This window comes from Paucibacter sediminis (genome assembly GCF_030254645.1).
GTDB classification, from domain to species: domain Bacteria; phylum Pseudomonadota; class Gammaproteobacteria; order Burkholderiales; family Burkholderiaceae_C; genus Paucibacter_B; species Paucibacter_B sediminis.
In genome coordinates this window covers 1,914,398-1,927,125 of record NZ_CP116346.1, presented here as the reverse complement: position 1 = coordinate 1,927,125, position 12,728 = coordinate 1,914,398, and the positions used below count along the sequence as shown (strand labels likewise).

General features: G+C 70.1%; 13 protein-coding genes. 6 read left to right on the top strand and 7 right to left on the bottom strand.

The window, feature by feature from the left end:
- Positions 1 to 12: 12 nt before the first annotated feature.
- Together PFX98_RS08790 and PFX98_RS08785 are read right to left on the bottom strand one after the other, a co-directional pair.
- A complete protein-coding gene (locus PFX98_RS08790) occupies positions 13 to 2,367 on the bottom strand; it encodes a xanthine dehydrogenase family protein molybdopterin-binding subunit (RefSeq protein ID WP_285234820.1) in 2,355 nt (784 codons plus the stop codon).
- Positions 2,368 to 2,380: 13 nt separating this feature from the next.
- A complete protein-coding gene (locus tag PFX98_RS08785; RefSeq protein ID WP_285234819.1) occupies positions 2,381 to 2,851 on the bottom strand; it encodes a (2Fe-2S)-binding protein in 471 nt (156 codons plus the stop codon).
- A 161-nt stretch (positions 2,852 to 3,012) separates the two neighbouring features.
- Here PFX98_RS08785 and PFX98_RS08780 point away from each other — a divergent pair, with 161 nt between their 5' ends.
- On the top strand, positions 3,013 to 4,008 hold the full coding sequence (locus tag PFX98_RS08780; RefSeq protein WP_285234818.1) for an XdhC family protein: 996 nt from the start codon (positions 3,013 to 3,015) through the stop codon (positions 4,006 to 4,008).
- On the opposite strand, the gene PFX98_RS08775 is transcribed toward PFX98_RS08780, so the two are convergent.
- Positions 4,005 to 4,412: a hypothetical protein gene (locus PFX98_RS08775; RefSeq protein ID WP_285234817.1), complete on the bottom strand. Its 408-nt coding sequence runs from the start codon at positions 4,410 to 4,412 to the stop codon at positions 4,005 to 4,007. The genes PFX98_RS08780 and PFX98_RS08775 overlap by 4 nt on opposite strands.
- A 117-nt stretch (positions 4,413 to 4,529) precedes the next feature.
- On the opposite strand from PFX98_RS08775, the gene PFX98_RS08770 reads away from it, so the two are divergent.
- Positions 4,530 to 5,186 carry a glutathione S-transferase family protein gene (locus PFX98_RS08770; protein ID WP_285234816.1) on the top strand — a complete coding sequence of 219 codons (657 nt, stop codon included), beginning with the start codon at positions 4,530 to 4,532 and terminating at the stop codon, positions 5,184 to 5,186.
- Position 5,187: 1 nt separating this feature from the next.
- On the opposite strand, the gene PFX98_RS08765 is transcribed toward PFX98_RS08770, so the two are convergent.
- Positions 5,188 to 5,619, bottom strand: a complete 432-nt coding sequence (locus tag PFX98_RS08765; protein WP_285234815.1) for a GNAT family N-acetyltransferase — start codon at positions 5,617 to 5,619, stop codon at positions 5,188 to 5,190.
- Between the two features lie 47 nt (positions 5,620 to 5,666).
- Between PFX98_RS08765 and PFX98_RS08760 the strand changes: the two genes are divergently transcribed.
- Entirely contained in the window at positions 5,667 to 6,329 is a 663-nt protein-coding gene (locus tag PFX98_RS08760; protein ID WP_285234814.1) for a histidine phosphatase family protein, read from the top strand.
- Here the strand turns inward: PFX98_RS08760 and PFX98_RS08755 are convergent.
- Positions 6,299 to 6,829: a hypothetical protein gene (locus tag PFX98_RS08755; RefSeq protein WP_285234813.1), complete on the bottom strand. Its 531-nt coding sequence runs from the start codon at positions 6,827 to 6,829 to the stop codon at positions 6,299 to 6,301. The two genes, PFX98_RS08760 and PFX98_RS08755, sit on opposite strands and share 31 nt — an antisense overlap.
- 10 nt (positions 6,830 to 6,839) lie before the next feature.
- Positions 6,840 to 8,393: a methyl-accepting chemotaxis protein gene (locus tag PFX98_RS08750; protein ID WP_285234812.1), complete on the bottom strand. Its 1,554-nt coding sequence runs from the start codon at positions 8,391 to 8,393 to the stop codon at positions 6,840 to 6,842.
- 184 nt (positions 8,394 to 8,577) lie between these two features.
- Here PFX98_RS08750 and PFX98_RS08745 point away from each other — a divergent pair, with 184 nt between their 5' ends.
- The 3 genes from PFX98_RS08745 to PFX98_RS08735 are packed head-to-tail and all read left to right on the top strand — an operon-like array spanning position 8,578 to position 11,089.
- Entirely contained in the window at positions 8,578 to 10,167 is a 1,590-nt protein-coding gene (locus PFX98_RS08745) for a flavin monoamine oxidase family protein (RefSeq protein ID WP_285234811.1), read from the top strand.
- Positions 10,168 to 10,175: 8 nt separating this feature from the next.
- Positions 10,176 to 10,604 (top strand): c-type cytochrome, encoded by a 429-nt coding sequence (locus PFX98_RS08740; RefSeq protein WP_285234810.1) that lies wholly within the window; start codon positions 10,176 to 10,178, stop codon positions 10,602 to 10,604.
- Positions 10,601 to 11,089, top strand: coding sequence for a RidA family protein (locus tag PFX98_RS08735; protein WP_285234809.1), 489 nt, complete (start codon positions 10,601 to 10,603; stop codon positions 11,087 to 11,089). The genes PFX98_RS08740 and PFX98_RS08735 overlap by 4 nt, the downstream gene beginning before the upstream one ends.
- A 16-nt stretch (positions 11,090 to 11,105) precedes the next feature.
- On the opposite strand, the gene PFX98_RS08730 is transcribed toward PFX98_RS08735, so the two are convergent.
- Positions 11,106 to 12,728, bottom strand: a complete 1,623-nt coding sequence (locus tag PFX98_RS08730) for a serine/threonine protein kinase (protein ID WP_285234808.1) — start codon at positions 12,726 to 12,728, stop codon at positions 11,106 to 11,108.

The window sequence follows — 12,728 nt, the reverse complement described above, 5'->3', positions numbered from 1 at the left end:
ATCCCCTTTCCTTCAACGCGATGCTTGGATGGCTTGCCAGACGGCATGCGGCGTGGCGGGCATGGGCACATCCTTGACGCCGATGGCGTTGCAGATGGCGTTGATCACCGCCGGAGGCGAGCCGATCGCGCCGGCCTCGCCGCAGCCCTTCACCCCCAGCGGGTTGTGGGTGCAGGGCGTGCCCTTGGCGGTCCTGATCTGGAAGCTGGGCAGGTCGTCGGCGCGCGGCATGGCGTAGTCCATATAGCTGCCGGTGAGCAGCTGGCCGCTCTCCACGTCGTAGATGCCATGCTCCAGCAGCGCCTGGCCGATGCCCTGCGCGATGCCGCCCTGCACCTGGCCCTCGACGATCATCGGGTTGACGATATTGCCGAAGTCGTCCACCGCGCTGAAGCGGTCCACCCGCACCTGGCCGGTGGCCGGGTCCACCTCGACCTCGCAGACATAGCTGCCGGCCGGGTAGGTGAAGTTGGTGGGGTCGTAGAAGGCGTTCTCGTTCAGCCCGGGCTCGAGCTTGTCGAGCGGGTAGTTGTGCGGTACGTAGGCGGTGAGCGATACCGAGGCGAAGGGCACGCTCTTGTCGGTGCCGGCCACCTTGAACACGCCGTTCTCGAACTCGATGTCGGTGTCGGCCGCCTCCAGCAGATGCGCGGCGATCTTCTTGCCCTTGGCGATCACCTTGTCCACCGCCTTGACGATGGCGGTGCCACCCACCGAGAGCGAGCGGCTGCCGTAGGTGCCCATGCCGAACAGCACCTTGCCGGTGTCGCCATGCTGGATGTCGACATCGTCGATCGGGATGCCCAGCTTGTCGGCCACCACCTGCGCGAAGGTCGTCTCATGGCCCTGGCCATGCGAATGCGAGCCGGTGAAGATGGTGACCTTGCCGGTCGGATGGACCCGCACCTCGCCGGCCTCGAACAGGCCGGCGCGCGCGCCCAGGGCACCGGCGATGTTCGATGGCGCCAGGCCGCAGGCCTCGATATAGGTGGAGTAGCCGATGCCTCGCTTCAGGCCCTTGGCCTCGCTGACCGCCTTGCGCGCCGCAAAGCCAGCCACGTCGGCGAGTTCGATCACGCCGTTCAGCGTGGCGTCGTAGTCGCCGGTGTCGTAGGTCAGGCCCACCGGGGTGGCGTAGGGGAAGCTGTGGATGAAGTTGCGGCGGCGGATCTCGGCCGGGTCCAGGCCCAGCTCATGGGCCGCGGTTTCCACCAGCCGCTCCACCACATAGGTAGCCTCGGGGCGGCCGGCGCCGCGGTAGGCGTCCACCGGCGCGGTGTTGGTGAACACCCCCGTCACCTCGGCATAGATCTTGGGCGTGGTGTACTGGCCGGCCAGCAGGGTCGCGTACAGAATCGTCGGCACACTGGACGCAAAGGTGGAGAGGTAGGCCCCCAGATTGGCGGTGGTGTGCACGCGCATGGCCAGGAAATGGCCGTCCTTGTCGGTGGCGAGCTCGGCCACGGTGGCATGGTCGCGGCCATGGGCGTCGCTCAGAAAGCTCTCGCTGCGCTCGGCCGTCCACTTGATGGGCCGGCCCAGCTGCTTGCTGGCCCAGGTGAGTGCGGTCTCCTCGGCATAGAGAAAGATCTTGGAGCCGAAGCCGCCGCCCACATCGGGCGCCACCACGCGCACCTTGTGCTCGGGGATGCCCAGCACGAAGGCGCACATCAGCAGGCGCTCCACATGCGGGTTCTGGTTCGCCACATAAAGCGTCCAGCTCTCGTCGCCCGGGTTGTAGCTGGCATTGGCGGCGCGCGGCTCGATCGCGTTGGGGATCAGCCGGTTGTTGCGAAACTCCAGCTTGGTGATGTGCGGCGCGCTGGCAAACACCGCATCGGTGGCGGCCTTGTCGCCGCAGCCCCAGGTGTAGCAGACGTTGTCCGGCGCCTCGTCGTGCACGCTGGCCGGCGCGCCCTTGGCGGCCGCCGCATCCACCACCGGGGTCAGGTCTTCATAGTCGACCTCGATCAGCTGGGCCGCGGCCTTGGCCTCGGCATAGCTCTCGGCCACCACCAGCGCCAGCTGGTCGCCCACATAGCGCACCTTGCCATCGGCCAGGATGGGATGCTTGGGCTCCTTCATCGGCGAGCCATCGAGGCTGTTGATGAGCCAGCCGCAGGGCAGGCCGCCGATATTGCGGAAATGCTCGCCGGTGTAGACATCCAGCACGCCGCTGGCCGCCTTGGCCGCGGCGGCGTTGATGCTCTTGATGCGCGCATGCGCATAGGGGCTGCGCAGGAAGTAGGCGAAGGTCTGGCGCGGCAGCACGATGTCGTCGGTGTACTGGCCACGGCCGGTGAGGAAACGCGCGTCTTCACGACGGCGCACGCTTTGGCCGATCAGGCCTTGCTGGGGTGCGTTCATGGTGGCTGGCTCCTCACTTCATTCCCTGGGCGCCGAGCTGCACGGCGCGCACGATGTTCTGGTAGCCGGTGCAGCGGCAGAAATTGCCCTCCAGGCCCTCACGGATCTGCGCCTCGCTGCTGCAGCCATGGTGCTGCACCAGGTCCACCGCGCTCATCACCATGCCGGGGGTGCAGAAGCCGCATTGCAGGCCATGGCATTCCTTGAAGGCGGCTTGCATGGGATGCAGTTCGCCATTCGCGGCCGCGAGCCCCTCGATGGTGGTGATCTCGGCGCCGTTCAGCTGCACCGCCAGCACATTGCAGGACTTCACCGCGCGGCCGTTCACATGCACCGTGCAGGCGCCGCACTGGCTGGTGTCGCAACCCACATGGGTGCCGGTGAGCGCGAGATCCTCGCGCAGGAATTGCACCAGCAAGCGGTCGGGCGCGATCTCGCGCGTCACCGTCTTGCCGTTGACCTTGAGCGTCGTTTTCTGGCTCATGATGTCTCCTTGTAGGGGTCAGCGGACAAGCCCCATGCTCGCGGGGATTCACTGCCCGAACAGCTACCGTTATCCCTCCTGTATGCCCATCCATAGAGCCCGCCACCCCTGGGTTGTGCGTCAAGCTGGCACACTGCTGCGATAGCAAGGGGTTGGCTGCAATGGACAACGTGGATCTGCAGGTGCTGCGTCAGGTGGCGCAATGGCTGGATGATGAAAAGCGCGGCGTGGTGCTGGGCACCATCACGCGCACCTGGGGCTCGGCACCGCGGCCGGTGGGTTCGCTGGTGGCGGTGCGCGACGATGGCCAGATCGCCGGCTCGGTCTCGGGCGGCTGCATCGAGGACGACCTGGTTGCCAAGCTGCGCGAGGGCGCGCTGCGGCTCAGCAAGCCCGAGCTGATCCGCTATGGCGTGGGCGCCGAGGAGGCCACGCGCTTCGGCCTGCCCTGCGGCGGCACGCTGGAACTGGTGCTGGAGCCGCTGGGGCCGGCCTCGCAGGTGCAGGCCCTGCTCGCCAAGCTGGCCGCCGGCGCTCGCGTGCGGCGCGTGCTGGACATGCACAGCGGCGCCGTCAGCCTGCATGCGCCCGAGGCCGGTGCCGATGTGGTGCAACTCAGCGCCACCACCCTCATCACCCACCACGGCCCGCAATGGCGCCTGCTCGTCATCGGCGCCGGCCAGCTCACCCAGTACCTCGCCAACTTCGCGCTGGCGCTCGACTACCAGGTGCTGGTGTGCGACCCGCGCGACGAATACCAGCCCGAGATCCCCGGCGCCCGCATCACCCGCGAGATGCCCGACGACTGCGTGCTGGCCTTTGCCCCGGATGGCCACAGCGCCATCGTGGCCCTGACCCACGACCCCAAGCTCGACGACCTGGCGCTGATGGAAGCGCTCAAGAGCCCGGCCTTCTATGTCGGCGCGATCGGCTCACGCCTCAACCAAGCCAAGCGCCGCGCCCGCCTGGCCGAGCATTTCGGCCTCAGCGAGGCCGAGCTGGCGCGCCTGCACGGCCCGGTGGGCCTGCACATCGGCGCACGCACGCCACCCGAGATCGCGCTGTCCATCCTGGCGCACATGACCGCCGAACGCTACGGCGTCACGCTCAGCAGTTCGTCGGCCGGCTCGGGCGCGGAGGCGGGCTGCAGCCTCTAGGAAGCCTTGCGCCTGCCCTTGGTTTCGGTGGGGGCGATATAGGTCACCACCACCTCGCTGACGATGCCGTTGGCGGTGGTGCCGAACTCGATGCGCATCTGCTTGTTCTTGGCCACCAGGGTCTCGGGCGAGGCCGCCACCAGCTCGGCGCGCGGCATGCCGTCGATCTGCGCAAACATATGCTTGGCCGTGCCGGACATGGTCAGGGTCTTGCCGTCGGCCAGCTCGTACTGGCCGGCCAGGCTCTTGAATTCGCTCGCCTGCAGCTTGTAGGCCTTGCCCGGCAACACGATCTTGGCCACCGTGCCACTGACCTTCACGGGCTCCAGCTGGGCCGGTGCGGCCTGCGCCATGGCCAATGCGGGTACCAGCATCAATGCGGCAATTGCGATCTGCGTTCTCATGGTCGCCACCTTTCGGGCATGGACCCGGACGCGGGTCCAGATTCAATATAGGTCGGGCCATGGTCACCATATTGAGGCGCCGCAATGCCGGCGCGTCCAGGCTAGGATGGCGCCACCATGATCCATTTGCACTACTACCCCAGCAATGCCAGCTTCGCGCCGCATGTGCTGCTGGAAGAACTGGGCCTGCCCTTCGAACTCAAGCTGGTGGACCGCGACCAGGGCGCACACAAGTCGCCCGCGTACCTGAAGCTCAACCCCATGGGCCTGATCCCGACCCTGGTGGATGGCGAGCTGGTGCTGTCGGAAACCGCCGCCATCCTGCTGCACCTGGCCGACACCCACCCGGCGGCCGGGCTGCTGCCGGCATTGGGCACGGCCGAACGCGCGCAGGCCTACAAATGGCTGATGTGGCTCACCAACACCCTGCAGCCGCTGCTGATGGCCTACTACTACCCGGAGCGCTGGGTGGACGAGGGCAACGCCGCCGGCGTGGCCCAGGTGAAGGCCCATGCCGAGGCGCAGATCAGCGCGCCCGGCGGCCTGCTGGACCTCCTGGAAGCCGAGTTCCAGCGCCACCAGGGTCCCTGGACGCTGGGCGCAAGCTACAGCGCACTGGACCCCTTCAGCTTCATGCTGTGCCGCTGGACGCGCGGCTTCGCGCGCCCGGCGCGCAGCTGGCCGGCGCTGGGCGCCTTTCTGCAGCGCATGCTGGCGCGGCCCGCGGTGCAGCGCGCCATCGCCACCGAACAGCTGCCGCAGCCCTGGATTTAGCTCAGGCCGGCCGGCTGTAGACGTCCCGGTCCAGCCGCTCCATCAGCGCCTCCGGCTTGGCCACCGGCGTGAAACCGAACTGCGCATAGAGCCAGGGCGCGGTGCTGGTGGCAAGCATGAAGCGGCGCAGGCCTTGCAGCTGCGGGTGCGCCAGCACCGCCCGCATCAGCGCCTTGCTGTGGCCACGGCCGCGATGCTCGGCCAGCACGAACACATCGCACAGATAGGCGAAGCTGGCGCCATCGGTGACGACGCGGGCAAAGCCGATCTGCTCGCCCTCTAGATAGGCGCCAAAGCACAGCGAGTTGGCGATCGATCGCTCCATGGTGGCGCGCGGCAGGCCCCGCGCCCAGCTGGATTCCTGGCTCAGAAAGCGGTGCAGCAGGTCCAGGTCCAGGGCTGCCTTGTCGTCGCTGATGGTGAGTGTCTGCATGGGCCGCATTTCAGCAGAAAGAACCAATGCCGCACAATCGAAGTCATATGACCGAGCTGCTGCTGATACGCCATGGCGAGACCGACTGGAACCGCCGCCAATGTTTCCAGGGCCAGATCGACGTGCCGCTGAACGCCCATGGCCTGGCCCAGGCCGAGCGCCTGGCGGCGCGCCTGCGCGCCGAGCCCATCCAGGCCCTGGTGGCCAGCGATCTGAGCCGCGCGCTGCAGACCGCCGCGCCGCTGGCGCATGCCCTGGGCCTGCAGACCGAGCGGCAGGCGGCGCTGCGCGAGCAGGGCTTCGGCATTCTGGAAGGCATGAGCTTCGACGACATCCGCCGCGCCCATCCCGAGGAGTTCGCGCAATGGGCCCGCCATGAGCCCGATTACGCGCTGCCGGGTGGCGCCGAAAGCCGCCAGCATTTCTTCCAGCGCGTCATCGCCGCGCTGGGCCAGCTGGCGGTGGCGCACCCGCGCCAGACCCTGGCCGTGGTCACCCATGGCGGCGTGCTCGACATGGTGTGGCGCCACGCCCAGGCCCTGCCCCTGCACGGCCCGCGCGAATGCGCCATTCCGAATACCGGCATCAACCGCGTGCGCGTGCGCCTGGACGATGCCGGCGCCGCGCGCTTTGAGATCCTCGGCTGGGCCGACGCGGCCCATCTGGAGGGCCTGGCGGATCAGGGCTTGGCGGCCGTGTCGGCCAGGTAGCCGGCCGTCATTTCCTGCGCCAGCTGATCCAGCTTCAGCCGCTCCAGCACGCGCGGGCTGAAATCGAAATCGCGCTGGCTGGTGTAGATGGCCTCGCCCACGCGCGGCAGGCGTGCGCCGGCGCGCGGCCCCAGGGCCGGCAGCAGCGGGTGCACGCGCAGGCGCAATACCAGGGCGGCGTTCGCATCGTCGGCAAACACGGCGGTGTCCACCACCAACTCGCAGCCCTGGCGCTGCGCCTCGCCCAGCACCGCCTCCAGGGTGGCGGCGAGATCGCTGCTGCCGACGCGCAGCAGCATCGGCACGACGCGCCGGCCGGCCGCATCCAGGCTGGCCGCCACCTGCTGGTTGAAGCGCAGATTGAGGCGGTCCCAGGCCAGGTTCTCCGCCTCGCTGCCGAGGTTGCGGCCATGGCCGTAGACGATCAGGCAGGGCGGGGTCTGCGCCATCGCGGCGCAGCCGGCCAGCAACAGGGTAGCGATCAGACCGTGGCGCAACATCGCCGGCAGTCTAAGCCAGCTCCAGCCTGAAGGCGCTCACCGCATCCACCAGCACGCGCGCCTGCTGGCTCAGGCTGTCGGCCGCGGCGGCGGATTGCTCCACCAGCGCCGCGTTCTGCTGGGTCGACTCGTCCAGCTGCGCCACCGCCTGGTTGATCTGCACAATGTCGCGGCTCTGTGCCTCGGCCGCCGCGCCCAGCTCGCCGATCAGGCCCACCACGCGCGCCACCTGCGCATGGATGTCGCGCATGCTGTGGCCGGCCTCGCCCACCAGGCGCGAGCCGGCCTCCACCGTGCTTTCGTTGGTGGCGATCAGCGACTTGATCTCGCGCGCCGCGCTGGCCGAGCGCTGCGCCAGATTGCGCACCTCCGCGGCCACCACCGCAAAGCCGCGCCCCTGCTCGCCGGCACGGGCCGCCTCCACGGCGGCGTTCAGGGCCAGGATATTGGTCTGGAAGGCGATGCCGTCGATCACGCCGACGATGTCGCCGATGCGGCGCGAGGCCGCGTTGATGCCGTCCATGGTGGTGATGACCTGCCCCACCACCGCCGCGCCGCGCTCGGCCGCGCCGCTCGCGACGGCGGCAAAGGCATTCGCCTGGCGCGCCGTCTCGGCGCTGCCTAGTACCGTGCCGGAGAGCTGCTCCATCGAGGCGGCGGTCTGCTGCAGGCTGCTGGCCTGGCGTTCGGTGCGTTGCGAGAGATCGCCGTTGCCCACCGCGATCTGGCCGGCGCCGGTGGCCACCGAGTCGCTGCTGGCACGCACCACGCCCACCAGGCTGCGCAAGGCCTCCTGCATGGCATGCAGGGAACGGCTCAGCTGGCCCACCTCGTCGTCCGACTCGGCCACGATGCGCGAGCTGAGGTCGCCGCGCGCGATGCGCTGGGTCACCTGCACCGCCGCCAGCAAGGGCCGGGTGACGCTGCGCGCCAGCCAGTTGGCGATCACCAGCCCGCACATGGCCGCCAAGCCCAGCAGGCCCAGCATCGCCAGGCCGGCGCGCGCGATGGTGGCGTCGGCCTCCTGCTTGGCCTCATCCATGCGCTGGCGCTGCAACTTGACCAGCTCGTTGAGGCTGCCGAAGTAGGCCGTCTGCGTCTGCGAGACCTCGCCCACCAGCAGGTCGCGCGCGGCCTCGTTGTGCCCGGCCAGGCCCTCGCTGATGGCCTGGTCCATCACCTTCACATAGGCCTGGCGCGTCGCCGTGACCTGCTTCAGCAAGGCCCCGCCGGCCTCTGCCGCAAGGCGATCCTCCAGTTGCTTGAGCAGGCCCCGGGTGTCGTTGCGGTTGGCGTCGATCACCGCCTTCTCGGCCTGCTTGGCGGCGGCGTCGCTGAGCAGGGCGATATTGCGCGCGGCACGGGCGGTGACGTTGACGTTGTCCTTGATCTGGCCAAGCAGGCCGACGACCACCAGATGCTGTTCGGTCAGCGCCTGCATCCGCAGCCCCACCTGGCTGAGCGCCAGGCGCCCGAACAGGGCCACCGCCATGCTGACGAGTATCAGGAGCGCAAACCCCAGCCGCAGCCGTGTCGCGATGGAACGGTTTCTCAATGCTTGCATATGCTGAACTCCCTGAGGCAACGGCGAGTTCGGCCCGGCGCATGCGCAGGGACGCGGGCGACCGTCCACACCCGCCCCAGCGCGCCCCCGCCATCATGTTGTTATGCGGCGATTCTGCGTCGCGCCCCCTGCCTCGGCAATCGCCCTCTGGTCGGAAGCCGGGCGGCTTGCTATGGTGGGCCGCATGAGCAGGCAAACCCGCCCATCCACGAGCCGCCGCGCCTGGCTGCAGCAGCTGGGCCGCGCGGCCGGCAGCGGCGCGGTCTATGCGGCGCTGACCCAGCTGGGCCTGGCGCAGGCCTCGCCGGCGCGCGCCGATTTCGGCCTGGGCCGCGCGCCCAAGGGGGCCCGCGTGCTGGTGCTGGGGGCAGGTCTTGCCGGCCTGGTGTCGGCCTATGAGCTGCAGCGCGCCGGCTACCAGGTGCAGCTGCTGGAATACCAGGCACGCCCCGGCGGCCGCTGCTGGACCCTGCGCGGCGGCGACCGCTACACCGAGTTGGGCGGCGCCAGCCAGCATTGCGAGTTCGCGCCGGGCGAGTATTTCAACCCCGGCCCCTGGCGCATCCCCTACCACCACCATGGCGTGCTGGGCTATTGCAAGCGCCTGGGCGTGGCGCTGCAGCCCTTCATCCAGGTCAACCACAACGCCTATGTGCATGGCCAGCAGGCCTTCGGCGGCAAGCCGCAGCGCTGGCGCGAGCTGCAGGCCGATTTCCAGGGCCAGGTGAGCGAGCTGCTGGCCAAGGTGGTGCAGCAGCATCAGCTCGACGAGACCCTCAGCAGCGAGGACCAGGCACGCCTGCTGGAGGCCTTGCGCAGCCATGGCGCCCTGGATGCCCAGGGGCGCTACCGCGCCGGCGAGATCGCCGCCGAGCGGCGCGGCTTCGGCCCGCAGCCGGGTGGCGGCGTGTCTGCCGCGCCGCCACATGATCAGCCGCTGGGCCTGCATGATGTGCTGGCCAGCGGCCTGGCCGGCCGGCTCGATCTGGGCAGCGGCTTCGAATACCAGATGCCGCTGTTCCAGCCGGTGGGCGGCATGGACGCGATCGCGCGGGCCCTGGCCAAGGCAGTGGGCCCGCGCATCCGCTACCGGGCGCGCGTCACCGAGATCCAGCAGGACGAACGCGGCGTGACGGCGCAATACCAAGACCTCGCCCGCCCCGGCACGCCGCTGAGCGTGAGCGCCGACTGGTGCATCTGCACCCTGCCGCTGTCGGTGCTCTCGCAAGTGGAGATGCGCATCAGCCCGGCGCTGCGCGCCGCCATCGATGCGGTGAGCTATTTCGCCGCGGTCAAGGTGGGCCTGCAGTTCGGGCGCCGCTTCTGGGAAGAGGACGAGGGCATCTACGGCGGCATCAGCAGCACCGATCTGGCGATACGCACGATCGGCTACCCCAGCCACCATTTCCACGCCCGCAAGGGCGTGCTGCTGGGCGCCTATGCCTTTGGCGCCAATGCCTACGAGTTCAGCGCGCTGACCCCGGCCGAGCGCGTGCGCGAGGCGCTGCGCCTGGGCGCTCAGATCCATCCGCAATACCCGGCCGAGTTCGAGCATGGCATGGCGGTGGCCTGGCATCGCCACCCGGCCACGCTGGGCTGCTTTGCCTGGTGGACGCAGGCGGCGCGCGAGCGCCATTACGCGCAGCTGCTGCGGATGGACGGGCGCCTGATCCTGGCCGGCGAGCATGCCTCGCTGCTGCCGGCCTGGCAGGAGGGCGCGGTGCTCTCGGCCCAGCATGCGGTGACGGCTTTGCATGCGAAGGCCAGCGCATGAGCCGGCACATGAGATGGGCGCTGCTGCTGCTCGGCCTCGTCGCCCTGCCCGCCCTGCCCGCGCTGGCGCTGGATGAGCCACGCTTCTCGGCCGGCTGGGGCTTCGACCAGCGCACCGGCCCGGCCCTCTATGCCGCGATCTGCGCCGGCTGCCACATGCCCGACGGCCGCGGCGCCCGTGGCGCGGCCGCCTACCCGGCGCTGGCGGGCAATGCACGCCTGGCCGCCACGCCCTATCTGCTGCGCATGATCCTGAAGGGCGGCAAGGCCATGCCGGCTTTTGGCAGCGTGCTCGACGATGGCCAGGTCGGCGCGGTGGCCAACGAGGTGCTGCGGCGCTTCGGCCCGCCCGGCCAGTCCGCCGTCGCCATCACCAACGACGAGGTGGCCACCATGCGCGCCGCCATCCAGCAAGAGCAGAGGAGCCAAGCCCCATGAAGACCATCGCCACCCTGGCCCTGCTACTGGGCTGCTGCAGCCTCGGCCACGCTGACGAGGTGCTGCGCCACCGCCCGCCCGGCTCCAGCTTCCCGATCGCCAGTGCGGTGGAGGTGCCGGCCGGCAAGACCCTGGTCTATCTGAGCGGCGCGGTGCCGCCGGTGGTGGACGAGAAGGCCGAGCGCGGCAGCCTGGCCGCCTATGGCGACACCCGCACCCAGACCGCCGGCACGCTGGCCGGCATCGAGCGCAGCCTCAAGAGCCTGGGGCTCACCATGGGCGACGTGGTGAAGATGCAGGTGTTTCTGGTGGGCGACCCGGCCAAGGGCGGCAAGATGGATTTCGACGGCTTCATGAGCGCCTACCGCGAGCATTTCGGCAGCGCCGCACAGCCGCGCCTGCCGGCGCGCTCGGTGATGCAGGTGGCCGGGCTGGTGCTGCCGGGCTGGCTGGTGGAGATCGAGGTCACGGCCGTGCGGCCCTGAGCCCTTCCCCCCCACCTTACTGGCGGTTGCGCTGCCGGTTTTCGCGCAGCTCGCGCAGGCGCAGGCATTCCGGGTGCTGCTGGAATACCGGCTTCTCGCATTCGCGGTCGATGCAATAGGCCAGCGCCAGGAAGCTACGGCTGCCGCAGGCCTCGCGCGGACCGGCAGCCGATTCGGTGCGGCTGGCCGCTTGGGGTGGCGGTGCGACCGCCGAGGCCGCGTTGGCACGCGCCGGCGGACGCGGCCTGGCCTGGCTGGCCGCCAACGGCGTGCCGGTGCGCACCGGCACGCCGGCCTCGTCGCGCGCCTCGGTGATCACGGCGGGCACGGCGCTGGCGCCTGCCGCGGATGCCGGCACCGCAGCCGGTGGTGGCGTTGCCCCCCTAGGCAGCCACATCCAGCCGGCCGTCGCAGCCAGGCCCGCCAGCAGCAGCGTCAGACCCAAGCGCCTGGCCATGCCGGCCGGCGCGGGCTCGGGCACGGGCACGGGCTCGGCCTGGCGTGGTTCGGGCAGCGGCGCTGGCGGCAAGGCGGGCGATGGCGCCGCGGGTGGCGGTACGGGCGCGGGCTCGGCCTCCAGCAGCAGATCGGGCGGGGGCGACGGCGGCGGTGCCGGCAGCTGTTGGGTAGGCTCGTAGCCAGTGCCACGCGCCGACAGGCCCTGGTGCACCGCCGGCGCGGTGGGCTGTGGCGGCAGCGGTGCGGCGCGTTCGCCCGCCAGCGCGGCGCGCAGCTCGGCCACCGACTGCGGGCGCTCCTGCGGATGGACGCGCAACATCCAGTCCAGGCACAGCAGCAAGGGCATTGAATAGCCCAGCAGGCCGGCGCCGGAGAGCGGCAGGTATTCGTCCACCATGGCGCGCGCGGTGGCGGGCGGCGGGGTATGGCCCAGCAGCAGGTAATGCATCACCGCGCCGAGCGCGTAGAGATCGGTCCAGGGGCCCTGGCGCAGGCCGGTGGCCTCGGCGTATTGCTCGATCGGCGCGAAGCTGGGCTTGAGGATGGCCGTCATGTGCTGGCTGCGATCCTCGATGGCCTGGCGCGCCGCGCCGAAGTCCAACAGGATGGGATCGCCGCCACCCTCGGGCAGCAGGATGTTGTCGGGCGAGATGTCGCGGTGCACGATGGCCTCGGCATGCAGCAACGCCAGGCCATCCAGCAGGGTGAGCAGCACGCGGCGCAGCCAGTCCTCGTCGGGGCGCTGCGCCATCGCCAGCCGCGCCTGCTTGAGCGTCTGGCCCTGCAGATAGGGCATCACCATATAGGCCGTGCCGTTCGCTTCCCAGAAGCGGTAGACCTTCAGCAGGGCCGGGTGGTCGAAGCGCGCCAGCAGCCGCGCCTCGTTGACGAAGCTGCGCCGCCCCAGCTCGAAGGTCTCGCGCAGCACGCCGGCGCGCACCGTCACCAGGCTGCCGCTGGCGCGCCGCACCAGCTGCGCCGGCATGTATTCCTTGATCGCCACGCGGCGCTGCAGCGCATGGTCCTGCGCCAGGTAGACGATGCCGAAGCCGCCCACGCCCAGCGTGCTGATGATCTCCAGCTCCGCAAAGCGCGTGCCGGCCGGCAGCGCGTTCGACTCGTCCAGCTGCGGCGGCAGCAGCACGCGGTCGATCGGCTCGTCGTCGGCGGGCTGGTCCAT

Coding starts and splice junctions, on each gene's coding strand:
- PFX98_RS08790 (WP_285234820.1), bottom strand. CDS start 2,367: ATGAACGCACCCCAGCAAGGCCTGATCGGCCAAAGCGTGCGCCGTCGT.
- PFX98_RS08785 (WP_285234819.1), bottom strand. CDS start 2,851: ATGAGCCAGAAAACGACGCTCAAGGTCAACGGCAAGACGGTGACGCGC.
- PFX98_RS08780 (WP_285234818.1), top strand. CDS start 3,013: ATGGACAACGTGGATCTGCAGGTGCTGCGTCAGGTGGCGCAATGGCTG.
- PFX98_RS08775 (WP_285234817.1), bottom strand. CDS start 4,412: ATGAGAACGCAGATCGCAATTGCCGCATTGATGCTGGTACCCGCATTG.
- PFX98_RS08770 (WP_285234816.1), top strand. CDS start 4,530: ATGATCCATTTGCACTACTACCCCAGCAATGCCAGCTTCGCGCCGCAT.
- PFX98_RS08765 (WP_285234815.1), bottom strand. CDS start 5,619: ATGCAGACACTCACCATCAGCGACGACAAGGCAGCCCTGGACCTGGAC.
- PFX98_RS08760 (WP_285234814.1), top strand. CDS start 5,667: ATGACCGAGCTGCTGCTGATACGCCATGGCGAGACCGACTGGAACCGC.
- PFX98_RS08755 (WP_285234813.1), bottom strand. CDS start 6,829: ATGTTGCGCCACGGTCTGATCGCTACCCTGTTGCTGGCCGGCTGCGCC.
- PFX98_RS08750 (WP_285234812.1), bottom strand. CDS start 8,393: ATGCAAGCATTGAGAAACCGTTCCATCGCGACACGGCTGCGGCTGGGG.
- PFX98_RS08745 (WP_285234811.1), top strand. CDS start 8,578: ATGAGCAGGCAAACCCGCCCATCCACGAGCCGCCGCGCCTGGCTGCAG.
- PFX98_RS08740 (WP_285234810.1), top strand. CDS start 10,176: ATGAGATGGGCGCTGCTGCTGCTCGGCCTCGTCGCCCTGCCCGCCCTG.
- PFX98_RS08735 (WP_285234809.1), top strand. CDS start 10,601: ATGAAGACCATCGCCACCCTGGCCCTGCTACTGGGCTGCTGCAGCCTC.
- PFX98_RS08730 (WP_285234808.1), bottom strand. CDS start 12,728: ATGGACCAGCCCGCCGACGACGAGCCGATCGACCGCGTGCTGCTGCCG.